At 73.2% G+C, this 23,691-nt stretch carries 24 protein-coding genes and 3 tRNA genes; 6 read left to right on the top strand and 21 right to left on the bottom strand.

Going from position 1 to position 23,691, the window contains the following annotated elements:
• Positions 1-39 precede the first annotated feature (39 nt).
• The 5 genes from HNP84_RS55160 (at position 40) to HNP84_RS23405 (ending at position 5,663) form a co-directional block, all read left to right on the top strand.
• The gene (locus tag HNP84_RS55160; protein ID WP_185052031.1) at positions 40-1,125 is read left to right on the top strand and encodes a lytic polysaccharide monooxygenase auxiliary activity family 9 protein; all 1,086 of its coding nucleotides are present in this window, start codon (positions 40-42) and stop codon (positions 1,123-1,125) included.
• Between the two features lie 56 nt (positions 1,126-1,181).
• The gene (locus HNP84_RS23420; RefSeq protein WP_185052029.1) at positions 1,182-2,333 is read left to right on the top strand and encodes an NAD(P)/FAD-dependent oxidoreductase; all 1,152 of its coding nucleotides are present in this window, start codon (positions 1,182-1,184) and stop codon (positions 2,331-2,333) included.
• A 26-nt stretch (positions 2,334-2,359) separates the two neighbouring features.
• The gene (locus HNP84_RS23415; protein ID WP_185052027.1) at positions 2,360-2,728 is read left to right on the top strand and encodes a RidA family protein; all 369 of its coding nucleotides are present in this window, start codon (positions 2,360-2,362) and stop codon (positions 2,726-2,728) included.
• Between the two features lie 83 nt (positions 2,729-2,811).
• A complete protein-coding gene (locus HNP84_RS23410; RefSeq protein WP_185052025.1) occupies positions 2,812-3,369 on the top strand; it encodes a hypothetical protein in 558 nt (185 codons plus the stop codon).
• Positions 3,366-5,663: a bifunctional polysaccharide deacetylase/glycosyltransferase family 2 protein gene (locus HNP84_RS23405; protein ID WP_221336637.1), complete on the top strand. Its 2,298-nt coding sequence runs from the start codon at positions 3,366-3,368 to the stop codon at positions 5,661-5,663. Before HNP84_RS23410 ends, HNP84_RS23405 begins: the two co-directional genes overlap by 4 nt.
• A 16-nt stretch (positions 5,664-5,679) precedes the next feature.
• Here HNP84_RS23405 and HNP84_RS23400 read toward each other — a convergent pair whose 3' ends face one another.
• The 13 genes from HNP84_RS23400 to nadD all read right to left on the bottom strand — a co-directional run bounded on the left by HNP84_RS23400 (position 5,680) and on the right by nadD (position 15,163).
• Positions 5,680-6,261, bottom strand: coding sequence for a GTP-binding protein (locus HNP84_RS23400; RefSeq protein WP_185052023.1), 582 nt, complete (start codon positions 6,259-6,261; stop codon positions 5,680-5,682).
• Positions 6,242-6,592, bottom strand: coding sequence for a DUF742 domain-containing protein (locus tag HNP84_RS23395; RefSeq protein WP_221336636.1), 351 nt, complete (start codon positions 6,590-6,592; stop codon positions 6,242-6,244). The genes HNP84_RS23400 and HNP84_RS23395 overlap by 20 nt, the downstream gene beginning before the upstream one ends.
• Positions 6,589-7,014 carry a roadblock/LC7 domain-containing protein gene (locus HNP84_RS23390; RefSeq protein ID WP_185052022.1) on the bottom strand — a complete coding sequence of 142 codons (426 nt, stop codon included), beginning with the start codon at positions 7,012-7,014 and terminating at the stop codon, positions 6,589-6,591. The genes HNP84_RS23395 and HNP84_RS23390 overlap by 4 nt, the downstream gene beginning before the upstream one ends.
• Positions 6,995-9,547 (bottom strand): sensor histidine kinase, encoded by a 2,553-nt coding sequence (locus HNP84_RS23385; RefSeq protein WP_185052021.1) that lies wholly within the window; start codon positions 9,545-9,547, stop codon positions 6,995-6,997. The genes HNP84_RS23390 and HNP84_RS23385 overlap by 20 nt, the downstream gene beginning before the upstream one ends.
• A gap of 324 nt (positions 9,548-9,871) precedes the next feature.
• On the bottom strand, positions 9,872-11,095 hold the full coding sequence (gene fdhA / locus HNP84_RS23380; RefSeq protein WP_185052019.1) for a formaldehyde dehydrogenase, glutathione-independent: 1,224 nt from the start codon (positions 11,093-11,095) through the stop codon (positions 9,872-9,874).
• A gap of 57 nt (positions 11,096-11,152) precedes the next feature.
• Complete coding sequence (locus HNP84_RS23375; RefSeq protein ID WP_185052017.1) at positions 11,153-12,067, bottom strand: MIP/aquaporin family protein; 915 nt, start codon at positions 12,065-12,067, stop codon at positions 11,153-11,155.
• 102 nt (positions 12,068-12,169) lie between these two features.
• Positions 12,170-12,820 (bottom strand): nitroreductase family protein, encoded by a 651-nt coding sequence (locus tag HNP84_RS23370; protein ID WP_185052016.1) that lies wholly within the window; start codon positions 12,818-12,820, stop codon positions 12,170-12,172.
• A 37-nt stretch (positions 12,821-12,857) separates the two neighbouring features.
• Positions 12,858-12,930: transfer RNA gene (locus tag HNP84_RS23365), tRNA-Leu, on the bottom strand.
• 20 nt (positions 12,931-12,950) lie between these two features.
• Positions 12,951-13,024: transfer RNA gene (locus HNP84_RS23360), tRNA-Leu, on the bottom strand.
• A 236-nt stretch (positions 13,025-13,260) separates the two neighbouring features.
• A tRNA-Ala gene (locus HNP84_RS23355) sits at positions 13,261-13,333 on the bottom strand.
• A 91-nt stretch (positions 13,334-13,424) separates the two neighbouring features.
• Entirely contained in the window at positions 13,425-14,063 is a 639-nt protein-coding gene (locus HNP84_RS23350; RefSeq protein ID WP_185052014.1) for a histidine phosphatase family protein, read from the bottom strand.
• 40 nt (positions 14,064-14,103) lie between these two features.
• A complete protein-coding gene (gene rsfS, locus HNP84_RS23345) occupies positions 14,104-14,508 on the bottom strand; it encodes a ribosome silencing factor (protein WP_185052012.1) in 405 nt (134 codons plus the stop codon).
• A gap of 37 nt (positions 14,509-14,545) precedes the next feature.
• Complete coding sequence (gene nadD / locus HNP84_RS23340; RefSeq protein ID WP_185052011.1) at positions 14,546-15,163, bottom strand: nicotinate-nucleotide adenylyltransferase; 618 nt, start codon at positions 15,161-15,163, stop codon at positions 14,546-14,548.
• An 87-nt stretch (positions 15,164-15,250) separates the two neighbouring features.
• On the opposite strand from nadD, the gene HNP84_RS23335 reads away from it, so the two are divergent.
• Positions 15,251-16,276 carry a M48 family metallopeptidase gene (locus HNP84_RS23335; protein WP_185052009.1) on the top strand — a complete coding sequence of 342 codons (1,026 nt, stop codon included), beginning with the start codon at positions 15,251-15,253 and terminating at the stop codon, positions 16,274-16,276.
• Positions 16,277-16,436: 160 nt separating this feature from the next.
• Here the strand turns inward: HNP84_RS23335 and HNP84_RS23330 are convergent, their stop codons facing one another.
• The 8 genes from HNP84_RS23330 to rplU form a co-directional block, all read right to left on the bottom strand.
• On the bottom strand, positions 16,437-18,221 hold the full coding sequence (locus HNP84_RS23330; protein WP_246518544.1) for a serine/threonine-protein kinase: 1,785 nt from the start codon (positions 18,219-18,221) through the stop codon (positions 16,437-16,439).
• Between the two features lie 158 nt (positions 18,222-18,379).
• Positions 18,380-18,874: a DoxX family protein gene (locus HNP84_RS23325; RefSeq protein ID WP_185052006.1), complete on the bottom strand. Its 495-nt coding sequence runs from the start codon at positions 18,872-18,874 to the stop codon at positions 18,380-18,382.
• Positions 18,871-19,068 carry a hypothetical protein gene (locus tag HNP84_RS23320; protein ID WP_185052004.1) on the bottom strand — a complete coding sequence of 66 codons (198 nt, stop codon included), beginning with the start codon at positions 19,066-19,068 and terminating at the stop codon, positions 18,871-18,873. The genes HNP84_RS23325 and HNP84_RS23320 overlap by 4 nt, the downstream gene beginning before the upstream one ends.
• Positions 19,069-19,132: 64 nt before the next feature.
• Entirely contained in the window at positions 19,133-20,392 is a 1,260-nt protein-coding gene (locus tag HNP84_RS23315; protein WP_185052002.1) for a glutamate-5-semialdehyde dehydrogenase, read from the bottom strand.
• A 17-nt stretch (positions 20,393-20,409) separates the two neighbouring features.
• Entirely contained in the window at positions 20,410-21,546 is a 1,137-nt protein-coding gene (proB, locus tag HNP84_RS23310) for a glutamate 5-kinase (RefSeq protein ID WP_246518543.1), read from the bottom strand.
• Between the two features lie 17 nt (positions 21,547-21,563).
• Positions 21,564-22,916, bottom strand: a complete 1,353-nt coding sequence (gene obgE / locus HNP84_RS23305; RefSeq protein ID WP_185052000.1) for a GTPase ObgE — start codon at positions 22,914-22,916, stop codon at positions 21,564-21,566.
• Between the two features lie 94 nt (positions 22,917-23,010).
• Positions 23,011-23,268 (bottom strand): 50S ribosomal protein L27, encoded by a 258-nt coding sequence (gene rpmA, locus HNP84_RS23300; protein ID WP_185051998.1) that lies wholly within the window; start codon positions 23,266-23,268, stop codon positions 23,011-23,013.
• 17 nt (positions 23,269-23,285) lie between these two features.
• Positions 23,286-23,588 (bottom strand): 50S ribosomal protein L21, encoded by a 303-nt coding sequence (gene rplU / locus HNP84_RS23295; RefSeq protein WP_185051996.1) that lies wholly within the window; start codon positions 23,586-23,588, stop codon positions 23,286-23,288.
• Positions 23,589-23,691 lie beyond the last annotated feature (103 nt).

The raw sequence follows: 23,691 nt of genomic DNA, 5'->3' as shown, positions 1-23,691 counted from the left end.
CAGATATTCCGGGTGAGAGGGGTCGGCACGCTTGGCCCCATGGAGATCACCAGCACCGCCCGCCGCAAGGCCCTCGTCATCGCCGCCCTCGCGGCGCCGTCCCTGCTGCTGCCCGCCTTCAGCGGGCAGGCGTACGCGCACGGGACCATGAACAACCCGCCGAGCCGGGCCCTGGTCTGCTACAACGAGAACCCCGAGAGCCCGGACAGCGCCGCGTGCAAGCAGGCCGTCGCGCTCGGCGGCACCCAGCCCCTCTACGACTGGAACGAGGTCAACATCGCCGACGCCGCGGGCCGGCACCGGCAGATCATCCCCGACGGCGAGCTGTGCAGCGCGGGCCGCGACAAGTACCGCGGCCTCGATCAGGCCCGCGCCGACTGGCCGGCCACCACGCTGCGCAGCGGGGCGTCCTTCACCTTCACCTACCGCGCCACCGCGCCGCACCGCGGCTCCTTCGAGCTGTACGTCACCAAGAACGGCTACGACCCCACCGCGCCACTGAAGTGGTCGGACCTGGAGAGCACCCCGTTCGCCAAGGTCACCGACCCGGCGCTGTCGGGCGGCGCGTACACGATCGACGCCAGGCTGCCCTCGGGCAAGCAGGGCCGCCACCTGATCTACGCGATCTGGCAGCGCAGCGACAGCCCGGAGGCGTTCTACTCCTGTTCCGACGTGGTCTTCACCGGCTCCTCCGGCGGCACGGCCCCGACGCAGGCGCCCACCAGGCCCGCGGCCACGCCCACGCCTCCGGTGACGCCTCCGGTCACGGCGCCGCCCACCACCGCGCCGACCCACGACCACGAGCACCCGCTCCCCTCCCCCACCCCGACCCGGGGCGGCGACGGGGACGGCCCGCTGGCCCAGGTGGCGGCGGGCGTCGGCGTGCACCCGGCCAAGGCGGCGCGCGGCCAGTCGGTCACCGTCACCGCGGTCTGCTCCAGCGGCCGGGTGGTGTCGGTGGCCTCCGGCGCGTTCACCCGGCGCACGACCGCGGCGGGCGCGCGCGCCGAGACCTGGTACCCGACGCTGACCGTCTCCGCCTCGGCCCGGCCCGGCACCCATGCCGTCTACGTGCGCTGCGCGGGCGGCGGCCTGGCCAGGACCGCGCTCACCGTGACGGGCTGACGCGCCGCGCCGGCGGGCGCTGTGTGGGCCATGACCGGGTGAGCGACACTGTGCCCATGAGCAGCACGCGCATCGTCATCATCGGAGGCGGCATCACCGGCGCGGCGGCGGCGTACGAGCTGGGACGCCGCGCCGCCCCGGAGGCGCTGGAGGTGACCGTCGTGGACCGCGACGCCCCCGGCCGGGCGACCCCGGCGGGCGCCGGGATCATCTGCCCGTGGGTGGACCACGAGGACGACGACGCCTGGTACCGGCTCACCGCCGCGGGCGCCCGCCACTACCCCGAGCTGATCGCGATGCTGGCGGAGGACGGCGTCCGCGAGACCGGGTACGCCCGGGTGGGCGCGCTGGTCGTGGCCGACGGCGCCTCCGGCCTGCGCGACGCGCGGACGCTGCTGGAGCGCCGCCACGAGGGCGCGCCCGAGATGGGCGCGGTGGAGGAGGCCGCCGAGCCGCGCGAGCTGTTCCCGCCGCTGCGCCCCGGCCTGGCGGCGCTGCGGATCGACGGCGCGGCCCGGGTGGACGGCCGGGCCGTGCGCGACGCCCTGCTCACGGCCGCGGCCCGCCAGGGTGTCACGATCCGCACGGGCACCGCCGCGCTGACCGCCGACCCCGGCACGATCACGATCGACGGCGCCCCACTGCGGGCGGACGCGGTGATCGTGGCGGCCGGGGCCTGGACCGGCGAGGTGTGCGCGCCGCTCGTGCCCGGCCTGCCGGTGCTCCCCCAGCGCGGGCAGCTCGTGCACGCCCACCTGCCCGGCGCCGACACCTCGGGCTGGCCGATCGTGCTGCCCCGGGTCGGGCCGTACCTGCTGGGCTTCCCCGGCTCGCGGGTGGTCTTCGGCGCGACCCGCGAACTGGCCGGCTTCGACCACCGCCCCACGGTCGGCGGCGTGCACGAGGTGCTGGCCGAGGGCCTGGCGGTGGCGCCGGGACTGGCGGGCGCGGCGATCGGCGAGATCCGCGCCGGCCTGCGCCCGCTGGCCGCGGACGGCCGCCCGGTGCTGGGCCGGCTCGCGCCCGGCGTGGTGGTGGCGACCGGCCTGAGCGCGTACGGCCTGACGGCCGGCCCGTACGCGGGACGCCTGGCCGCCGTCCTGGCCCTGGACCCGGGCGCCGGGGAGCCCTGGCCCGAGTTCACCCCGGCCCGGTTCCTTTCGGATATACCTTCTGCGAACGCGTCCCGGCCGCCGTCGCGGCCCTGACCGACGATCCACAAGGAGCTGTGCCCATGGACAAGACCGTCATCACGTCCCCGTCCGCCCCGCCCGGCGGCCCGTACTCCCCGGGGCTGATCAGCGGCGATCTGGTCTTCCTGGCCGGCCAGACCGCCCCCGGCGCCACCATCGAGGAGCAGACCGAGGGCGTCATCGCCAAGATCTCCGCCCTGCTCGCCGAGGCCGGCTGCACCCTGGCCGACGTGGTCTCCTGCCTGGTCCACATGACCGACCTGAGCGAGTTCCAGCGCTACAACGCGGTCTACGAGAAGCACTTCCCCGAGCCCCGCCCCGTCCGCACCACGGTGGGCGCCCAGCTCCTCGGCTCCGCCCGGATCGAGATCACCGTGACGGCTCGCCGAGGGCCGGGCGGAGCGGCGTGACCTGCGGCAGGGGATTCCGGCGACGAATCCGTTAAGTCGCCTGTTTCCCCACTGGTTATCCCCGGTCACTACCATTTCTCGGCGTGCCCCCTGAGCAACACCACACGACCGCGGTCTTCGTCGATGAGAGCGGACGGCGAAGACGGCTGATCATGATCAGCTCGGTCGCGGCCGCCGTGCTGGTCCTCGCGCTGATCGGGATCGTGATCGGCGGCCTGTTCACCGACACCAGGCTCGCCGTCACCGGGTGGCCGGAAGACGGCCCGGGAGCGGCCGGCGCCACGGCCACTCCCTCCCGGTCGGCGACGCCGCGGCCCGACCGGCCGGAGCCGCCGACGCCCTCGCCCACGCGCGCCCAGGCGAGGCCCACCCCCACCGAGACGGGCACCGCCACCGCCACGTTCCCGGCGCGACGGCCCGAGGCGGAGCGCACGACCTCGCGGCCGTCGCCCAGCACGGGGCCGGGCGACCGCTCCGCCAGGCCGAGCCCCCGTGACCCGGCCGAGCCGGCCGAGGACCCCACCGCCCCGCCCACCGAGCCCACCGACCCCACCGGGCCCACCGCGTCCGACACGCCGTCCGGCCGGGCCAAGACACCGCCGGGGCACGACCCGGACCGCACGAAGGGGCCGAAGAATTGACCCGGCGGGACGAGGACCGGCGGGTGTGGCCGCCCGCCCCGGTGCCGGCGTGGCAGGACTTCCGCGCGGGGCAGGGCCAGGGACCCGACACGCTGCCGCTGCCGCTCACCACCGAGCCGCCCCCGCCGCCGCCCGACCCGCGCGGCCACTGGTTCCTGCTCGGCGTCGGCCTGGTCCTGGTGGCCACCGCGCTGCTGCTCAACGGGTACACCACCGATGTCGTGGGTGAGACCCACCCCGCCCCGGCCGCGGCCGACACCGCCCCGCCGTCGCCCGCGCTGCGGGAGGCGCGCCAGGGCGAGGCCGTGCTGAACACGGCCGGGCCCCTGCCCGTCAGCGCCGGCCCCTCGGCCCGGACCATCGCGCTGACCTTCGACGACGGCCCCGACCCGGAGTGGACGCCCCAGGTGCTGGACGTGCTCCGGAAGTACCGCGCGAAGGCGACGTTCTTCGTGGTCGGCGCCAAGGTGGCCGCGCATCCCGAGCTGGCGCGGCGGATCGTCGCCGAGGGGCACGAGCTGGGCAACCACACCTACTCGCACGCCGACCTGTCGCAGGTGCCCGGCTGGCGGCTGCGCCTGGAGCTGTCGCTGACGCAGCGGGCCCTGGCGGGGGCGACCGACCTGCACACCACGCTGGCCCGCCCGCCGTACTCCTCGACGCCCGAGGCGATCAGCACGCCGCAGTGGGAGAGCATCCGGGCGGCGGGGACACAGGGCTACGTCGTCGTGCTCACCGACCTCGACACCAAGGACTGGAGCCGGCCCGGCGCGGCGAAGATCGCGGCCGCGGCGATCCCGCCCCGGAACCGCGGCGCGATCGTGATGATGCACGACTCGGGCGGCGACCGGCGGCAGACCGTCGAGGCGGTGGAGCTGGTCCTCAAGGAGCTCGTCCCCAAGGGCTACAAGGCGGTCACCGTCAGCCAGGCGGTCGGCCTGCCCTCGGCGCACCAGCCGGCCGACACCGCGGGCCGGTTCATCGGGTCCGTGCTGAACCTCGCCCAGCGCGCCGCCGAGGCGTTCGCCGGCGCGCTGTCGTGGGTGCTGTTCGCGGCCGGGGCGCTGACGCTCGGGCGGCTGCTGTTCTTCGCCGTGCTCGCCTGGATGCACGCCGCGCGCAACCGCGGCGGCAAGCGGCGCAAGGGCCGTGCCCCCGCCTGGCCCGCGCCGCCGCCGGTCACCGTGATCGTGCCGGCGTACAACGAGGAGGCGGGCATCCAGGCGACCGTGCGCTCACTGGCCGAGACCGCCTACCCGGGCGAGGTGGAGATCCTGGTCGTGGACGACGGCTCCACCGACCGCACCACCGAGCTGGCCGGGGCGCTCGGCCACGCCAACGTACGGGTGATCCGCCGGCCCAACGGCGGCAAGCCCGCCGCGCTCAACACCGGCATCTCCCAGGCCGCGCACGAGCTGATCATCATGGTGGACGGCGACACCGTCTTCGAGCCCGCCACGATCGGCCACCTGGTGCGCCAGCTCGCCGACCCGGCCGTGGGCGCGGTGAGCGGCAACACCAAGGTCGGCAACCGGGGCGGCATGGTGGGGCGCTGGCAGCACATCGAGTACGTGATCGGGTTCAACCTGGACCGGCGCGCCTTCGAACTGCTGGACTGCATGGCCACCGTGCCGGGCGCGATCGGCGCGTTCCGCCGCTCGGCCCTGCTGGCCCTGGGCGGGGTCAGCTCCGACACGCTGGCCGAGGACACCGACCTGACCATGGCGCTGTGCCGGTCCGGGTGGCGGGTGGTCTACGAGGAGAAGGCGCTGGCCTGGACCGAGGCGCCGGGCTCGCTGGGCCAGTTGTGGCGGCAGCGCTACCGCTGGTGCTACGGAACGCTCCAGGCGATGTGGAAGCACCGGCGCGCGGTGCTCGAACGGGGCCCGTTCGGCCGCCGCTGCCTGGGCTACCTCGCGATGTTCCAGGTGCTGCTGCCGCTGCTGGCCCCGGTGGTCGATCTCATGGCGGTCTACAGCACCGTCCTGGGCGACCCCCTGCCGGTGGTCGCGGTGTGGGCCGGGTTCGTCGTGGTGCAGGCCCTGACCGGCTGGTACGCGCTGCGGCTGGACGGCGAGCCGGCCTCGGCGCTGTGGGTGCTCCCGCTCCAGCAGTTCGTCTACCGCCAGCTCATGTACCTGGTGGTGATCCAGTCGGTGGCGACCGCGCTGCTCGGCGTGCGCCTGCGCTGGCACACCCTACGCCGCGAGGGCACCTTCGGCGGGCCGGGCGGCGCGGCCGAGCCGGACGCCCGCCGCGAGTACGCCGGCATGACCGGCCCGGCCCGGCCGTGAGGCGGGGCGGGGCCGGTCAGACGCCCTCCACCGCGTACGTGACCAGCGTGGTGAGCACGTGCTTGACCGACTCGCGCTCGCGCACGTCGCACAGCACGACCGGGATGGTCTCGTTCAGGCCCAGCGCCCGCCGCACCTTGGCCGGGTCGTAGCGGCGGGCGCCGTCGAAGCAGTTGACGCCGACCACGAACGGGATGCCGCGCTGCTCGAAGTAGTCCACGGCCGGGAAGCAGTCCTGGAGGCGGCGGGTGTCGGCCAGCACGACGGCGCCGAGCGCGCCGAGGGCCAGTTCGTCCCACATGAACCAGAACCGGTCCTGCCCGGGGGTGCCGAACAGGTACAGCCACAGCCCCTCGCGGATCGTGATGCGGCCGAAGTCCAGCGCCACGGTGGTGGTGGTCTTGGCCTCCACGCCCGAGGTGTCGTCCACCCCGACGCTCCGCTCGCTCAGCAGCTCCTCTGTGTGCAGCGGCCGGATCTCGCTGATCGTGCCGACCATGGTCGTCTTGCCGACGCCGAAGCCGCCCGCGATGAGGATCTTGATGGCCAAGGCCGAGGCGACCGCGGTCGCCCCCGGCTCAGAGGCTGCGTAGTCCATGCAGCACTTCCCTGTAGATGCGTTCGTCGATCGTCTGCGCCACGGGGCGCGGACGCTCGATGGTGACCAGGCCCTCGCGCCGCAGGTCGCCCAGGATCACCCGGGTGACGTTGAGCGGCAGCCTGAGGTGGGCCGCGACATCCGCCACCGGCGTGGGCCTGCGGCACACCGACAGCACGGCCCGATGCTCCGGGATCAGGTCCGCGGGCTCGTAGGAGCCGCTGACCGTCGTCACGATGGCCACCAGGTCGAACGCCTCGCCCTGCGGGCGCGCCCTGCCCCCGGTCAGCCCGAACAGCCGGATCAGCGGCCCGGGATCCTCTCCGGTCACGGTCTCGCGCCGTTCCAGGCGGGTGCCGGTGCCGCCCCCCTCGGCTGCGCGGACAGGTGCTCGCCGACCCGCTTGACCATCAGCGCCATCTCGTAGGTGACCATGCCGAGTTCGGCGTCGGCCGAGGCGAGCACGGCCAGCCGGGCGCCCTGGCCGGCCGCGGTGACGAACAGGAAGCCCCCCTCCATCTCGATGATGGTCTGCCGTACGCCGCCCAGGCCGAAGTGCCGGCCCGCGCCCATGGCCAGGCTGTGGCTGCCGGCGGAGATGGCGGACAGGTGCTCGGCGTCCTCCCGGGTCAGCTCCCGGGAACCGCCCATGGCCAGCCCGTCGGCGGACAGCACGATGGCGTGCCGGATGCCGGGAACGCGCTGGGTGAGGTCGTCGAGCAGCCAGCTCAGTTCACTTCTGGGGTCGGGCATCGGGATGGTCGTCCTTTCGGTTCCACACGTCGTGTCCCTGCTCCGCCTGGCGGCGGCCCTGCTGCCACCCGCGCTGCATGGACGACATGAGCTGGGCGAGCTCCTCCGGCGAGCGCACCGAGACGGAGCGCCGCTCCGCGCGCCGGGCGTCGCGGAGCTGGGGAGCCATGTTGGCCTGCGGTATCCGCATCGGCAGCCCGTCCAGGTCCTCATCGGCGTCCTGGGCGGGCACCGTGACGCTCCACTCCACGGCCGGCGCGGCGGGAGGCACGGGAGAACCGGGTACGGGCGTCGGGATCGGCCCGGTCGCGGTCCCGCCCGCCGGACGGGGCGCGGGACCGGCGTCGAACCAGGCCCCACGCTCGGGCTCGGGAGCGGGGGCCCGTACGGGCACGCCGGGCGCACCGTGCGTACCGGACGCACCGCCCCGGCCGCCCCGGCCGCCGAGGCCGACGGGGCCGGTGCGTGCCTCGGGCGCCGGGTTGCCGGGCGCCTGGGGCGCCGGGAAGGGGTCCGGTGCGACGGCCACGCCGCCGGATCTGGGCTCGGCGGGGGCGGTGCCGAGGGCGCGCATGGGCCTGGCCGCGCGGGCCGCGGCGGCGTGCTCCGCCTGGCGCTGCGGCTGGGCCGCGGCCGGGGTCTCGGCGGACGCGGCGAGCAGGGACGAGGGCAGCAGCACGATCGCGGTGGTCCCGTCGTACGGCGAGCGGCGCAGCACGACCTTGATGCCGTGGCGGGCGGCGAGCCTGGACACCACGAACAGGCCGAGCCGGTCGCTGTCGGCCAGGTCGAACTCCGGGGGCTCGGCCAGCCGGGCGTTGAGCTCGTCGAGGGTGGCCTGGTTCAGCCCCAGGCCCCGGTCCTCGACCTCCAGCGCGAAGCCGTTGGCCGCGGTCATGCTGCGGATGTGCACGGTGGTGTCGGGCGGGGAGAAGACGGTGGCGTTCTCCACCAGCTCGGCGACCAGGTGGATCACGTCGGTGACCGCGGCGCCCATCAGCAGCGGCGCGTTCGGCATCGGCGCGATCGTGACGCGGGTGTAGTCCTCGACCTCAAGCACCGCCGCGCGTACGACGTCGAACAGCGGCACCGGGTCGCGCCAGCGGCGGGCCGGCGCGGAGTCGGACAGGATGATCAGGTTCTCCGCGTGCCGCCGCATGCGGGTGGTGAGGTGGTCCAGCTTGAACAGGTCCTCCAGGACCTCCGGCTCCTCGACCCGGCGCTCCATGGTGTCCAGCAGCGCGAGCTGGCGGTGCAGCAGGGCCTGGTTGCGCCAGGCCAGGTTGAGGAAGACCTGACCGACGCCCTTGCGCAGGGTGGCCTGGCCGACCGCGGCCTCGACGGCGGTGCGGCGCACGGCGGCGAAGGCGTGCACCACGCGATCGACCTCGGCGGTGTCGGCGGGGTCCAGGTTGGGGGCCTCGGTGGCGGGGTCCACGTCCTCGCCGCGGCGCAGCCGCTCGACCAGCCTGGGCAGGCGCTGCTCGGCCAGTTCCACCGCCGACGCCTGGAGCCGCCGCAGCTCGTCGATCAGCGAGCGGCCGAACCGGTACGACAGCAGCACCGAGACGACCACCGCGGCCAGGCCCAGGACCAGCACCAGGCCGATCCGCCAGTACGCCCCGGTCTTCTGCGCCTCGGTCTCCGCCGCGGCGCGGGCCAGTTCCCGCTGGGTGTCGCGGGAGATGGCGCCGAGCATGGCGTCGGCGTCGCTCTTCCACACCTCGGGGTCCACCGGCGGCGGGCCACCGGTGGTGTCCCAGGTGAACAGCAGGTCCTCCGCCTCGACCAGCCGCTTGTACGAGGCGCCGCCGGCCAGCTTGGCGAAGTTCACCCGCAGCTCCGGGCCCACGTCGCGCTCGGCGTTGGCGAAGACGATCCTGCGGCTGTTGAACGCGGCGACGAAGGCGGCGCGGTCGGCGGGGGTCATCTTGCCGTGCACGATCGTGCTGGTGATGATCGCGTGCTCGCGGCCCAGGTACTCGGCGGTGGAGCTGTAGGCCGCCATGCCGCGCACCGCCTGGAAGGCCGACACGCTGCTCAGCGCGTCGCGGTCGTTGAACTGCTTGTTGGCGACGTCGATCAGGTTGTTGTAGGCGTCGATGACCTTCAGCGGCGGGGTCAGCCTGCCCGCGTCGGCGGAGGCGCGCAGCGTACGCAGGCCGTCCAGCGCCTGCACCAGGGCGCGCACCTGTTCCGGGGTCTCGGCGCCCTCGGATTCGAGGTCAACTGATCCGATGATCTGACGAAGGCGATCGGCCTTGGCGTCGGTGACGCGCCGCTGCTCGGCCAGCGGCGCGTACGAGGCGGTGCCGCGGGGCGCCTCGGCGGAGAGCTGGCGCTCCCGCTGTAACTCGACGATCAGTTGCAGCACCGGAGAGCCGATCGCCTCCCAGCGGTCCTGCGCCCGGGAGACCGTGACGATCTCCTCCACGCTGGAGTAGGCGATGAACCCCCATAACGCGACCATGGAGACCAGCGGAAGCAGGAGGATCCTGAGCAGCTTGGTACGGATCGGCGGGGGCGAGCTCATCCATCATGTCCAATTCCGTGCGGGGGGTGCGCCGGTGGGCAGTCGTGAACCGGTCCGCCCGCGAGGTTGCCCGCCACGACTGGTACGCCTGTGGTTCGTCCACTATGCCGAGGCACCAGAGGTACTTCAAGCTACAGATGCGAAGAAACATCGCGAATGGCCGTCTGACAGATTGTCAGCACACGGTTCGTAACCGTAATCGCCGCCATCTCACATACAGTGACGATCATCGGAGCTTCGCGGGCGGCGGATCGTGCCGCCCGCGAAGCGATCGGGCCCCTTGGCGGGACCGTCAGCCGCTCGGCCGGATCGCCGGCGGGCCCGTCAGGCCGCCGTGCCGAGCATGCCGTGCGGGTCGAGCACGTACTTGCGCGCGGCCCCCTCGTCGAACTCGTGGTAGCCCCGCGGCGCCTCGTCCAACGGGATCGGCGTGGCGTTGACCGCCTTGGCGATCTGCACCCGGTCGTGCAGGATCGCCATCATGAGCTGGCGGTTGTAGCGCATGACCGGGCACTGTCCGGTGACGAAGCTGTGCGACTTCGCCCAGCCCAGGCCGATCCGGATCGACAGCGAGCCGTGCTTGGCCGCCTCGTCCTCCGCGCCCGGGTCGCCGGTCACGTACAGCCCCGGGATGCCCAGGGCGCCGCCCGCCCGGGTGACGTCCATGAGCGTGTTGAGCACGGTCGCCGGACGCTCCACCTCCGACTCACGGCCGTGGCCGCGCGCCTCGAAGCCGACGGCGTCCACCGCGCAGTCCACCTCGGGCTCGCCGAGGATCTGCTCGATCTGGTCCTTCGGCTCGCCCAGGGCCACGTTGACCGTCTCGCAGCCGAAGCTGTGCGCCTGGTCCAGGCGCTCCTTGTTCAGGTCGCCGACGATGACGACGGCGGCCCCCAGCAGGAACGCCGAGCACGCGGCGGCGAGCCCGACCGGGCCCGCGCCCGCGATGTAGACCGTCGCGCCCGGCTTGACCCCCGCGCTGACGCAGCCGTGGTATCCCGTCGGGAAGATGTCCGCGAGCATGGCAAGGTCCAGGATCTTCTCCATGGCCTTGTCCTTGTCCGGGAACTTCAGCAGGTTCCAGTCGGCGTAGGGCACCAGGACGTAGTCGGCCTGGCCGCCGATCCAGCCGCCCATGTCGACGTACCCGTACGCCGACCCCGGCCGGTCCGGGTTGACGTTCTCGCAGACGCCGGTCTTGCCCTCCTTGCAGTTCCGGCACCGGCCGCAGGCGATGTTGAACGGCACCGAAACCAGGTCGCCGGTCTTGATGTACTCCACGTCGGGCCCGGTGTCCACGACCTCGCCGGTGATCTCGTGACCGAGCACCAGCCCCTGCGGGGCGGTGGTGCGCCCGCGGACCATGTGCTGGTCGCTGCCGCAGATGTTGGTGGCGACCGCCTTCAGGATCGCCGCGTGCGGCAGCTTGCGCCCGACGTTCGCCGGGTTCACCCCAGGGCCGTCCTTGAGCTCGTAGTCCGGATACGCGGTCTCGCGCACCTCGACCTTGCCGGGTCCCTCGTATACGACACCCCTGTTCTCAGGCATGTCCATGCCCTTCCTTCCATGAAGGCGGTTGATGGCCGGATCACGCAGTCGCGCCGATCACCTCCCCCAGTGGCCGGGACGCCTGCGCCGGTGTCCCCCGACGCGCTCGTCGATCCGGTCGTCGTGCGGTGTGCGGGCTCCGGGCACCTCCCCGGCCCGGCGGCGTTCTTCCTCACGATCGCGGGCCGCGGCCGGCTCGCCCTCGGGCTCGCGCCGGCCGGTGACCTCGCCCGCGGCGCCCTGCTCCGCCGCCTCGGGCACCTCGCGCACCGGGCGGGCGACGTAGTCGTACACGACCACGCCCAGCACGGCGCCGATGAGCGGCCCGGCGATGTAGACTCCGATCTCCAGCCACGGCGTGTTCCCGCCGAACAGGCTGTTGACCACGTACGGCCCGAAGGTCCTGGCCGGGTTGATCGAGCCGTTGGTGAGCGGCCCGATCAGGAAGATCTCGCAGGCCACGGCGAGCCCGATCACCAGCCCGGCCCAGCCCGGCTGCGCCCGGCGGTCCACCGCCAGCGCCATGACCGTGATCAGTAGCAGGAACGTGCCCAGGGCTTCGAGCAGGATGCCCTGCCCGTAGTTCACGCGGCCCCCGAGCGTGGTCAGCCCGACGCCGCCGAGCTCCACCGCCCGCCGGCCGTACCCGGCCACGATGAACAGGCCCCCGGCCACCGCGCCGGCGAGCTGGGCCAGGATGTACAGCGGCGTCTCGGACCACGGGAACCGCCGGCTCACCGCCAGGGCGATGGTGACCGCCGGGTTGATGTGCGCGCCCGACGTGGTGCCGAAGGCGTAGATCACGACCGCGACGACGATGGCGAACGACAGCGAGATGACGCCGAGACCGGCGTAGTCGATCTCGCCGTCGCCCATCACCAGAGCGGCCACGACCGCCCCGGCTCCGAACAGGACGAGCAGCATCGTCCCGATGAACTCCGCGATCAGCCGCCGCGTGAGGTTTCCGGCCATCGTGACCCCCCGATAACGATGGTTAACCCCAAACTAGGACATATGCCCTACCTTGTCCCCCCTGCCCCTCTCTGATTCCCCCAAAAACTCCCTGGTCTCCCTCTACCAGGTGTCGAGGTGCAGAACCTCGGCGAGCGGCGCCCGATGCGCGGGCCGGAACGTGTCGCCGGTGTAGTAGGCCGTGGGGATGAGCGCGCCCTGCCGTACGTCCTGCGGCAGGCCGAGCAGCTCGGCCACCTCCCGCTCGTACACCAGATGCAGCGACGTCCACGCCGTGCCCAGCCCGCGGGCCCGCGCGGCCAGCATGTAGCTCCACGCCGCCGGCAGCAGCGACCCCCACAGCCCGGCCTGGTTGCCCTCCGGCAGCTCGCCCCCCGGCACCCGCAGGCAGGGCAGCACCAGCACCGGCACCTGCCCCATCCGCTCCCCCAGGTACGCCGCGCTCTCCGACACCCGGTGCTGCACCTCGATCCGATCCCGGTCCCCCGGGTACAGCTCCTCCGCCGGAGGCCGGGACCGCTGGTACGCCTCGAACGAGCGCCGGTAGTACTCGCCGATCCGGGCGCGGATCTCGGCGTCGGTCACCACGATCCAGTGCCACCCCTGCCGGTTGCTCCCGCTCGGGGCCTGCAACGCGATCTCCAGGCACTCGCGTACGAGCTCCAGCGGCACGGGCCGCGTCAGATCGAGCCGCTTTCGGACACTGCGCGTGGTGGTCAGCAGCTCGTCGGGGCCCAGTACATGATCAGTCATCCCCCCATGCTCGCACGGCCCCGCCCGCGAGCGATCGTGCCCCCGACGGGATTCGAACCCGTACCGTCCGGCCCCTCAGACCGGTGCCTCTGCCGTTGGGCGACGGGGGCGGGAGAGCGTGTGCCTCTCGTGCGGCCCCCGGGATTCGAACCCGGAACTCCTGCCATCTGAGGACAGGTCCTCTACCTGTTGGGACAGGGCCGCGTGACGACGCCGGCGTCCGGCCGCGGCCCCGAGCGGGGAATCGCTCAGATCAGGCCACGGCCACCGCGCAGCGGGGACAGTCGAAGGCGAAGTCGCAGTCGCAGTCGCATGGCCGGGCCTCCTCTCGGGTGTGCCCCCAGCCTGACATCCCGCCCCCACGACCGGCAACGCGTTTTTTCGGGGCCCCGGCATGACAAAGGGCGCCGGAGCGATGCCGCTCGGACGCCCTGTCAGGGTGGAGCTATGGGGATTCGAACCCCAGACCTCCTCCATGCCATGGAGGCGCGCTACCAACTGCGCTATAGCCCCTGGTGAGACTGTAGGAGCATAGCGGGTCGGCCGGAGTTCGGCGAATCGTCACGTGGCACGGGGGGCGCTGATCATGTCTCCGATCGGCGGGTCAGGGGGCGTCTTCGGCGGCTTCGGGGGTGTCGTCGCTGGAGACGGGTTCGGGGAGGGTGCCGGCGTTGTGCTCCAGGAGGCGCCAGCCCTTGCGGCCCTCTTCGAGCATGGACCAGGAGCAGTTGCCGAGGCCGCCCAGGGCGGACCAGAGGTTCTCCGGCAGGCCGAGGGTGCGGGCGATGCCCAGGCGGATGGCGGCGCCGTGGGAGGCCACCACGAGGAGGCCGTCGGGGTCGAGTTCGGCGGCCCAGCGGCGGATCGCGCCGGACACACGGTCGGCGACGTCGGAGACGTCCTCACCGCCGGGGGCCTCCCAGGCGGCGTACTCGCGGGGCCAGCGCTCGGCGATCTGGTCGCGGGTCAGGCCCTCCCACTCGCCGCCGCCGCGCTCGCGGAGGTCCTTGTCGGTGGTCACGGGCAGGCCGGTGATGCGGGCGAGCATGCCCGCGGTGTCGGCGGCCCGGCGCAGGTCCGAGGAGACGATCATGGAGGGGCGGAGCGCCGCCAGCAGGGAGGCGGCCCTCTGGGCCTGGGCGATCCCCACCTCGTCGAGAGGGATGTCGGTGTGGCCTTGAAAACGGTGCTCGACGTTCCACGTCGTACGGCCGTGGCGCCAGCAGACGACGCGGCGGCTCATCGGGCCGCCGTGGGGGAAGCGGTCATCGTGCTGCCTGGCGTCACCGCACGCCCCCGCGGGCGCGCTGCACGGCGAGCTGCCGCACGCTCTCGGGGAGCGCGATGGACGGGCAGTCCTTCCACAGCCGCTCCAGGGCGTAGAAGGTGCGGTCTTCCTCGTGCTGGACGTGCACCACGATGTCCACGTAGTCGAGCAGCACCCAGCGGCCCTCGCGCTCGCCCTCACGGCGTACGGGCTTGGCGTCGAGCTCGATGCGCAGGCGCTCCTCGATCTCGTCCACGATGGCACGGACCTGACGGTCGTTGGTGGCGGAGCAGAGCAGGAACGCGTCGGTGATCACGAGCTGGTCGCTCACGTCATAGGCGAGGATGTCATCGGCCAGCTTGTCGGCCGCCGCCTCGGCGGCGACCCGGATGAGCTGGACGGCTCTTTCGGATGCGGTCACGATGTGGGTCGGTCCTCCTGTTGTCGGCTGCCGTCACCTAAGAGGGTTCCCGGTACAGCCCGCGTTTATTGATGTATTGCACGATCCCGTCCGGCACGAGATACCAGATCGGTTCGCCGGACGCCACCCTCTGACGGCACTCGGAGGACGAAATGGCCAGCGCCGGTATCTCGATCAGGCTGACCTTCCCCTCTGGGAGCCCCGGGTCGTGCAGGACATGACCTGGTCGAGTACAGCCTACGAAATGCGCGATGGTGAACAGCTCGTCAACGTCACGCCAGGAGAGAATCTGGGCCAGGGCGTCGGCGCCGGTGATGAAGAAGATCTCGTGATCCGGGCCGTACACGGCGGAGATGTCGCGCAGCGTGTCGATGGTGAAGGTCGGGCCGGGGCGGTCCAGGTCCACCCTGCTGACCGAGAAGCGGGGGTTGGACGCCGTGGCGATGACGGTCATCAGGTAGCGGTCCTCGGCCGCCGACACCGCCTTGTCGGCCTTCTGCCAGGGCCGGCCGGTGGGCACGAAGACGACCTCGTCCAGTTCGAAGTGGTGGGCGACCTCGCTCGCCGCGACCAGGTGGCCGTGGTGGATGGGGTCGAAGGTTCCGCCCATGACCCCGAGGCGGCGCTTCCCCTGGCCGTTCGGCGCATTCTTCATGAAACGGACCATACGCGGCGTCCTTCCCCCGGCTTGACCCGACCCCACCGGCGAAGCACCGCGCGTCGCGGGTCTCACAGACGTAGCATGCCGGGCATGACGACCACCCCGGATCGCAATCGCGTACAACTGCCCGGCATCTCGTCCCGTGCCTACGAACATCCCGCCGACCGGTCCGCCCTGGTCGCCCTGCGTTCGCTGAGCGGGTTCGACACGGTGCTCAAGCAGATGTCCGGTCTGATCAGCGAGCGCCGCCTGCGCCTGATCTACCTGGCCTCGGCCGTGCGCACCAGCGAGACCCAGTTCCGCGCCCTGTACGACATGGGGCGCGACGCCGCCTACATCCTCGACCTGCACCGGGTCCCCGAGATCTACGTGCAGCAGGACCCCTCGGTCAACGCCAAGGCGATCGGCTTCGACGACCCGTTCATCGTCGTCACGACCGGCCTGCTCAACCTCATGAACGACGAGGAGCAGCGCTTCGTCATCGGCCACGAGACCGCCCACATCCTGTCGGGCCACGCGGTCTACCGCACCATGCTCGACATCCTGACCCGGCTGGCCGCCCGCGTGGCCTGGATCCCGCTGGGTTACATCGGCCTGCGGGCCATCGTCGCCGGCCTGGAGGAGTGGTACCGCAAGTCCGAGCTGTCCGCCGACCGTGGCGGTCTGCTCTGCGGCCAGGACCCCGAGGCGGCGCTGCGCGCGCTGATGAAGCTCGCCGGCGGCTCGCAGCTCCACGAGATGAACATCGAGGCGTTCCTGGACCAGGCGAGGGAGTACGACACCGCGGGCGACGTCCGCGACGGCTTCCTGAAGGTGCTCAACCTGCTCGGCACCACCCACCCGTTCGCGGTCGCGCGGGTCGCCGAGCTGGACCGGTGGCGCAGGAGCGGCGAGTACGAGGCCATCCTCGGCGGCGACTACCCGCGCCGCGCCGACGACGCCAATGCCAAGATCACCGAGGAGATGCGCGCCGCGGCCCGCTCCTACCGCGAGTCCTGGGCCCAGTCGCAGGACCCGTTCATCGGGGTGCTGCGCGACGTGGCCGAGGGCGCGGTCCACGCCGGCGAGCGCATCTTCAACCGCTTCTCCCGCCGCGACGCGGGCTGAGCGGTGCCGTAGGGGAACACGAGCACGTCTCTCCCGGGGTTCCGGCCGCAGGTGGCTCCGGGAGCGTCCCCGGCACCGCGTCACAGCGGCACCGCGTCACCACGGCACCGCGTCACCACGGCACCGCGTCACCGCGGCACCTTGGGGCGCCCAGCAGGCGTCACAGCAGCAGCGCGATGGCGCGCACGGCGGCCACGCACAGGGCGACGAAGCCGCCCAGCACGGCCAGCGCGCGCAGGGGCTCCCTGCGCAGCGCGGGCAGCCGGGCGCTCATCCGCTCGATCTCGCGGCCCACGATGCCCCCGCACAGCACGCCGAAGACCACGGCGGCGACGGTCACGGGCATCGCCCTCTCCCACCACCCGGGACCGAGGTCGCCGCCCGCCGCGGCCCACAAGGCCAGGGCGGCTCCCCCGCCGGCGGGCAGGCCGGGCCAGACCGCCGCACTGAGCGCCGCCAGGGCCAGTGTGAGCGGGAAGGCCACGATCCGCAGCAGTGCGCGGGTGCGCGCCGACCTGCGGTTGCGTACCATCCAGTGGCCCAGCCACACCGTCCGGGTCAGCACGGCGCAGGCCGCCGTGACCCCGATCGCGGCGATCGGCCAGATCACCGAGGCCACCACGCACGGCACCGCCAGCAGCGCGAGCAGCACCAGCACCGCGCTCCCCGGCACGGCACCGCCCCCGCCGTCGCGCCTGCGGCCCTGAACCCGGCCCGCGACGCGCGCGGACGCCGACGCCGGCGGCGCTCCGGTCGCTCGCGATCCCGTCGTACGCGGCCCGGTGCCGCCCCTGGCGCCCGCACGCCGCCGCGTGGCGGTCGCGGTCGCCGCCGCGGGCGCGTCGGCCGCCGGCTTGCCCGGTGTCGCGCCGGTACGAGCCGCCGGCGTCGTGCCGGTGCGCGCCTGTGGCGTCGTGCCCGTGCGCGCCGGCGGCGCTGTGCCGGTGCGCGCCTGTGGCGTCGTGCCCGTGCGCGCCGGCGGCGCTGTGCCGGTGCGCGCCTGTGGCGTCGTGCCCGTGCGCGCCGGCGGCGTTGTGCCGGGCGTGCCCGCGCGCGCCGGGACCGGTGTGGACGGTCCCGTGTCGGGCCCGGACGGCGGCTCCGTCCGGGCCGCGGCCTGCTTGCCGTCCGGGGGCGGTGCCGCCTGCGGCGCGGCCTCGGCCTCCGGTACGCCCGCCGCCACCGGCGCCGCCAGGGGCAGCGGGCCGGAGGAGGCGCGGGCCAGCCGGCTGAGCCGGTCGCTGAGCACCGCCGCGGTCGGCCGCTTGGCCGGGGTGCGGTTCAGCGCCGCCTTGACCAGCGGCAGCAGCGCGGCCGGGACGCCCGCCAGGTCGGCGTGGCCGTTGAGGATCGCGTACATCTGCGCCTCGACGGTGCCCCGCCCGAACGTCGGCCGCCCGGTCGCCGCGAAGGCCACCGTGGCCGCCCAGGCGTGGATGTCGGCCGGCTCGCCCACCGGCTCGTCGGTGAACAGCTCGGGCGCGGCGTATCCGGGCGTGCCGAGGAACGTGCCGGTCAGGGTCAGCCTGGTCGCGTCGAGCATCTGGGCGATGCCGAAGTCGATCAGGATGGGCCCCTCGGGGCCGAGCAGCACGTTGCCGGGCTTGAGGTCGCGGTGCACCACCCCGGCGGCGTGGATGATCGCCAAACCGGCCGCGATGCCCTGGGCGAGGTGCACCAGCTCGGCGCGGTCGAACGGGCCGCTGCGGCGCACCCGCTCCAGCAGGGTCTCGCCCTCGATGTGCTCCATCACGAGGTACGGCCGGTCGCCGGTCAGGTCGGCGTCGAGCACCCGGGTGACGTACGGGCTCTCGACGCGGCGCAGCGCGCGCACCTCGCGTTCCAGCCGTAATCGGGCGTCGGCGCTCTCGTGCAGCGGTTCGCGCAGCAGTTTGAGCGCGACGCGCTCGCCGCGCTTGCTGTCGGCGAGGTAGACCTCGCCCATCCCGCCTCGGCCGAGGCGCTCAAGGAGCGTATAAGGGCCGACTCGACGGAGCTTGCCCAAACTCCCTCCTACGCCGGCGCACCCACAGGGGCCTCAACCCTAGTGGAACCGTACGACGTTCTCCCGGCGGCGCGCCGGGAAACGGCCCGGCGCGCCGGTCAGCCGCCGCTGTTGTCGCGGCGCGGGAGGTCGAGCGGGGGTGCGACGGTGTGCGGGGCGGTGGAGTGCCTGCGGCCGAAGCCGAACCCGCCGCGGCGGCCGAACAGCACGTGGTCCAGGCTGTAGCGGCCCGCGCCGCCGGCCGCGAGCAGCAGGCCCAGCAGGCCGATCATGGCGACCAGCTCCCAGCCGCCCTCGCGCACGAAGACGCCGGCCTCGCGGTGCACGAACAGGAACGCGCCCAGCATGTTCACCAGCACCAGCACCCCGGCCAGCGGGGTGAACAGGCCCAGGATGAGCAGCACTCCCGCGCCGATCTCGACGATCATGGCGAAGGCGGCCGACACCGGCGGGAGCGGCACGCCCATCTCCTCGAAGCCGTCGATGGTCCTGCCCATCCCCACCGTGGCCTTCTGCAGGCCGTGCGCGAGCAGCACGACGCCGAGGACGATCCTGGCGACGAGCGCGGCGACGTCGTACGCGGTCTGCCTCATTCGCGGCCTCCCGCGCGTCCGGACGCCGCCGCGAGCAGGGTCTCCAGGCCGGTCTCCGGCTCCTCGGCGAGGCCGGGGCGGGTGTGCCGCGTGCGCCGCCAGGTGATGTGTCCTCGGCGTTCCAGCCACAGCAGCAACCGGTCGGCCCCGAACAGCACCGCGGCGGCGAACACCAGCGAGACGGCAAGCTCCATGCCGTCCAGTGAAACCCAGCGACCTCGCCGCCGTCACGGAACGACACGCTACAGTTACCTAGCGTCACACTCCGCGCAGGTGTCCCTCGCCGGTGAACACCCACTTGGTGGAGGTCAGCTCGGGCAGGCCCATCGGGCCGCGCGCGTGCAGCTTCTGGGTGGAGATGCCGATCTCGGCCCCGAAGCCGAACTCGCCGCCGTCGGTGAACCGGGTGGAGGCGTTGACCCCGACCGCCGCCGAGTCGACCAGCGCGACGAAGCGGCGCGCGGCCGGCTGGGAGCGGGTGACGATCGACTCGGTGTGGCCGGAGCCGTAGGTGCGGATGTGCGCCACCGCGTCCTCCAGCGAGTCGACGACCCGGGCGGCGATGTCCAGCGACAGGTACTCGGCGTAGTAGTCGTCCTCGGTCGCGGGCACGACCTGGGCGCCGTACGCCGCCACGCGCTCGTCGCCGTGCACGGTCACGCCGGCGTCGGCCAGCGCCTTGAGCGCGAGCGGCAGGAACGCCTCGGCCACGTCGGCGTGCACGAGCAGGGTCTCGGCCGCGTTGCACACCGACACCCGCTGGGTCTTGGAGTTGAGCAGGATGTCCACCGCCATGCCGAGGTCGGCGTCGGCGTCGACGTACACGTGGCACACGCCCAGGCCGGTCTCGATCACCGGCACCGTGGACTCCTCCACCACCGACTTGATCAGGGAGGCGCCGCCGCGCGGGATCAGCACGTCCACCAGGCCGCGGGCCCGCATGAGCAGCTTGACCGACTCGCGGGTCTGGCCGGGCACGAGCTGCACGGCCCCCGCGGGCACGCCGGCGTCGGCCAGGGCGTCCTGCATGACGCCGACGAGCGCGACGTTGGAGGCGTACGCGCTGGAGGAGCCGCGCAGCAGGGCCGCGTTGCCGCTCTTGAGGCACAGCGCCGCGGCGTCCACGGTGACGTTGGGCCGGCCCTCGTAGATGATGCCGACCACGCCGAGCGGCACCCGGATCTGGCGCAGCTCCAGCCCGTTGGGCAGGGTGCTGCCGCGCACGACCTCGCCCACCGGGTCGGGCAGGTCGGCGACCTTGCGCACGGCGTCGGCGATGGCCGCGATGCGGCCCTCGTCCAGCGTCAGCCGGTCGATCATGGCCTCGGAGGTGCCCGACTCGCGGGCCCTGGCCACGTCGCCGGCGTTGGCCGCGACGATCTCGGCCGAGCGGGCGACGAGCGCGTCGGCGATCGTGCGGAGCGCCGCGTCCTTGGGCGCGCGCGGCAGGGGCGCCAGCTCGGCGGCGGCCTCCTTCGCCGCGGTGGCGACCTTCAGGAACTCATCGTGGTCGGACATGCCAGGCTCCCGGATGGTTATTGGTAGGGCTCCAGTATGACGATGTCGTCGCGGTGGATCAGCTCGCGCTCGTACTCGGGGCCGAGCGAGCTGCCCAGCTCCTTGGTGGAGCGGCCGAGCAGCTCGGGGATCTCCGCCGCGTCGAAGTTCACCAGGCCGCGCGCGACCACCCGGCCCAGCGGCGCGCACAGGTCCACGGGGTCGCCGGCGGAGAACTCGCCCTCGACGCCGGTCACGCCGGCGGGCAGCAGCGACTTGCGCCGCCCGACCACCGCTTCGACCGCGCCCCGGTCGAGGTGCAGCCGGCCGCGCCCGGTGGTGGCGTGGGCGAGCCACAGCAGGCGGGTGCCGGGGTGGCGCCCGTCGGGGTGGAAGTAGGTGCCGACGTCCTGCCCGGCCAGGGCCTGCGCTGCGTGCGCGGCGGCGGTGAGCACGACCGGCACTCCCGCGCCGGTGGCGATCCTGGCCGCCTGCACCTTGGTCACCATGCCGCCGGTGCCGACCCGGCCCGAGCGGCCCAGCTCCACGCCGACCAGGTCCTCGGGCCCACGTACGTGGGCCAGCCGGCGCGCGCCGGGACGCCGCGGGTCACCGTCGTACAGGGCGTCCACGTCCGACAGCAGCACCAGCGCGTCGGCGTAGATCAGGTGCGCGACCAGCGCGGCGAGCCGGTCGTTGTCGCCGAACCGGATCTCGTCGGTGGCCACGGTGTCGTTCTCGTTGACGACCGGCACGATGCCGAGTTCGAGCAGCCGGCTCAGCGTGCGCTGGGCGTTGCGGTGGTGGGCGCGGCGCATCATGTCGTCGGCGGTGAGCAGCACCTGGCCGACCCGCAGGCCGTACCTGGCGAAGGAGGAGGTGTAGCGGGCCACCAGCACGCCCTGGCCCACCGACGCGGCGGCCTGCTGGGTGGCCAGGTCGCGCGGCCGGTCGGGCAGGCCGAGCGGGCCCAGCCCGGCCGCGATGGCGCCGGAGGACACCAGCACGATCTGCGTGCCCGTGTTGCGGCGCGCGGCCAGCACGTCCACCAGGGCGTCCACCCGGTCCACGTCGATCGTGCCCTGGGGCGTGGTGAGCGAGGACGAGCCCACCTTCACCACGATCCGCGACGCGGTGCGGATGCGGGCGCGCTCGGCGCCGCCGTTCAGGGTCAACGAGCCCTCCATCTGCCTCACCCGAGCCTGCTGTCGGTGCCGCGCGGGCCCGTGACCCGGGCCTCGGCGTTGAGCGTGGGCTGCCAGTCGAAGACGTAGCCGCCCTCCATCGGGCCGATCACGACCTCGGCCCCGGCCGTGGCGCCGGCCTCCTTCAGCGCGTCCTCCACGCCCAGCCGCTCCAGGCGGTCGGCGAGGTAGCCGACGGCCTCGTCGTTGCTGAAGTCGGTCTGCCTGATCCAGCGTTCCGGCTTCTCGCCGGTGACCTGGAAGGTGTTCTCGCCCACCTTGCGCACGCTGAACCCGGCCTCGCCGAGCTGCCTGGGCCGCAGCACCAGCCGGGTCGGCTCCTCCACGGGCCTCGCGGCGCGGGCGGCGGCGACCATCTCGGCCATGGCGAAGGACAGCTCGCGCAGGCCCTCGTGGCTGGCCGCGGAGATCGTGAACACCCGCAGGCCGCGGTCCTGGAGCATCGGGCGCACCAGCTCGGCCAGCTCGCGCGCCTCGGGCACGTCCACCTTGTTCAGCACCGCGAGCCGCGGCCGGTCCTCCAGCGCCCCGTACGCGTGCAGCTCGGCCTCGATCACCTCGAAGTCGCTGATCGGGTCGCGGCCGGGCTCCATGGTGGCGCAGTCGAGCACGTGCACCAGCGTGGAGCAGCGCTCGACGTGCCGCAGGAACTCGTGGCCGAGCCCCTTGCCCTCGGACGCGCCCGGGATGAGGCCGGGCACGTCGGCGACGGTGAAGACGGTCTCGCCCGCGGTGACCACGCCCAGGTTGGGCACCAGCGTGGTGAACGGGTAGTCGGCGATCTTGGGCCGGGCCGCCGACAGCGCCGCGATCAGCGAGGACTTGCCCGCGTTGGGGAAGCCGACCAGCGCCACGTCGGCGACCGTCTTCAGCTCCAGGATCACGTCGAGCGCGTCGCCGGGCTCGCCGAGCAGCGCGAACCCGGGCGCCTTGCGCTTGGCCGAGGCCAGCGCCGCGTTGCCCAGGCCGCCGTTGCCGCCGCGCGCGATGACGTACCGGGTGCCGGCGCCGATCAGGTCGATCAGCACCTCGCCGGTGCGCGCGTCCTTCACCACCGTGCCGTTGGGCACCGGCAGCACCACGTCGCCCCCGTTGGCGCCGTCGCGGTTGGAGCCCTCGCCCTGCTTGCCGTTGGCCGCCTTGCGGTGCGGGCGGCGGTGGTAGTCGAGCAGTGTGGCGGTGTTGGGGTCCACCTCAAGGATCACATCGCCGCCGCGCCCCCCGTTGCCACCGTCGGGGCCGCCGAGCGGCTTGAACTTCTCCCGGTGGACGGAGGCGCAGCCGTTCCCGCCGTCCCCCGCTTTCACGTGCAGGACGACCTGGTCCACGAATTCCGCCATCTGCCTTTCCCCGCTGAGTAGCGTTGCGCAACGAACAGGGGTGGATCGCGGAAGGCGATCCACCCCTGGAAGGTAAACGTCAGCCGGCGCGGATCTACTCCGCGGCGGGGACGATGCTCACGGCGCGGCGGCCGCGCTTGACACCGAACTGCACGTGGCCCGCGACCAGCGCGAACAGCGTGTCGTCGCCACCGCGGCCGACGTTGTCGCCCGGGTGGAAGTGGGTGCCGCGCTGGCGGACGATGATCTCGCCGGCGTTGACAAGCTGGCCGCCGAAGCGCTTCACGCCGAGGCGCTTGGCATTGGAGTCGCGGCCGTTCCGGGTGGACGACGCGCCCTTCTTGTGTGCCATCTCGATACTCCCCGAACTCAGGCCTGGTCGATACCGGTGATCTTCACCTGGGTGTACCGCTGGCGGTGGCCCTGGCGCTTCTTGTACCCGGTCTTGTTCTTGTACTTCAGGATGTTGATCTTGGGGCCCTTGGTCTCGCCGAGAATCTCGGCCGAGACCGTGAACCGGCCCGCCTCGGTGGTCACGTCGCCCTCGTTGACGACGAGCACCGTCGGCAGCGACACCGTGGAACCGATCTCGCCGGCGACCTTGTCCACCTCCAGGACGTCACCGACGGAGACCTTCTGCTGCCTGCCGCCGCAACGAACGATCGCGTACACCGCGGAACCCTTCTGTTACTTCTTGCTCGCTGGATGCTGCGCCCCGCATCCGGCTACCGTCATTTTGATGAACCGACGAACCGGGTAGGCGCGCGAACAGGGC

It is taken from the genome of Thermocatellispora tengchongensis, assembly GCF_014202315.1.
GTDB classification, from domain to species: domain Bacteria; phylum Actinomycetota; class Actinomycetes; order Streptosporangiales; family Streptosporangiaceae; genus Thermocatellispora; species Thermocatellispora tengchongensis.
Note: the sequence above shows the minus strand (reverse complement) of the source record. Positions and strands in the feature narration are given on the sequence as shown.

What these genes read in the sequence shown, in the direction of transcription:
- HNP84_RS55160 (WP_185052031.1), top strand. Translation starts at nt 40, where the DNA reads ATGGAGATCACCAGCACCGCCCGCCGCAAGGCCCTCGTCATCGCCGCC.
- HNP84_RS23420 (WP_185052029.1), top strand. Translation starts at nt 1,182, where the DNA reads ATGAGCAGCACGCGCATCGTCATCATCGGAGGCGGCATCACCGGCGCG.
- HNP84_RS23415 (WP_185052027.1), top strand. Translation starts at nt 2,360, where the DNA reads ATGGACAAGACCGTCATCACGTCCCCGTCCGCCCCGCCCGGCGGCCCG.
- HNP84_RS23400 (WP_185052023.1), bottom strand. Translation starts at nt 6,261, where the DNA reads ATGGACTACGCAGCCTCTGAGCCGGGGGCGACCGCGGTCGCCTCGGCC.
- HNP84_RS23390 (WP_185052022.1), bottom strand. Translation starts at nt 7,014, where the DNA reads ATGCCCGACCCCAGAAGTGAACTGAGCTGGCTGCTCGACGACCTCACC.
- HNP84_RS23385 (WP_185052021.1), bottom strand. Translation starts at nt 9,547, where the DNA reads ATGAGCTCGCCCCCGCCGATCCGTACCAAGCTGCTCAGGATCCTCCTG.
- fdhA (WP_185052019.1), bottom strand. Translation starts at nt 11,095, where the DNA reads ATGCCTGAGAACAGGGGTGTCGTATACGAGGGACCCGGCAAGGTCGAG.
- HNP84_RS23375 (WP_185052017.1), bottom strand. Translation starts at nt 12,067, where the DNA reads ATGGCCGGAAACCTCACGCGGCGGCTGATCGCGGAGTTCATCGGGACG.
- HNP84_RS23370 (WP_185052016.1), bottom strand. Translation starts at nt 12,820, where the DNA reads ATGACTGATCATGTACTGGGCCCCGACGAGCTGCTGACCACCACGCGC.
- HNP84_RS23350 (WP_185052014.1), bottom strand. Translation starts at nt 14,063, where the DNA reads ATGAGCCGCCGCGTCGTCTGCTGGCGCCACGGCCGTACGACGTGGAAC.
- nadD (WP_185052011.1), bottom strand. Translation starts at nt 15,163, where the DNA reads ATGAAGAATGCGCCGAACGGCCAGGGGAAGCGCCGCCTCGGGGTCATG.
- HNP84_RS23335 (WP_185052009.1), top strand. Translation starts at nt 15,251, where the DNA reads ATGCCGGGCATGACGACCACCCCGGATCGCAATCGCGTACAACTGCCC.
- HNP84_RS23330 (WP_246518544.1), bottom strand. Translation starts at nt 18,221, where the DNA reads ATGGGCGAGGTCTACCTCGCCGACAGCAAGCGCGGCGAGCGCGTCGCG.
- HNP84_RS23325 (WP_185052006.1), bottom strand. Translation starts at nt 18,874, where the DNA reads ATGAGGCAGACCGCGTACGACGTCGCCGCGCTCGTCGCCAGGATCGTC.
- HNP84_RS23320 (WP_185052004.1), bottom strand. Translation starts at nt 19,068, where the DNA reads ATGGAGCTTGCCGTCTCGCTGGTGTTCGCCGCCGCGGTGCTGTTCGGG.
- HNP84_RS23315 (WP_185052002.1), bottom strand. Translation starts at nt 20,392, where the DNA reads ATGTCCGACCACGATGAGTTCCTGAAGGTCGCCACCGCGGCGAAGGAG.
- obgE (WP_185052000.1), bottom strand. Translation starts at nt 22,916, where the DNA reads ATGGCGGAATTCGTGGACCAGGTCGTCCTGCACGTGAAAGCGGGGGAC.
- rpmA (WP_185051998.1), bottom strand. Translation starts at nt 23,268, where the DNA reads ATGGCACACAAGAAGGGCGCGTCGTCCACCCGGAACGGCCGCGACTCC.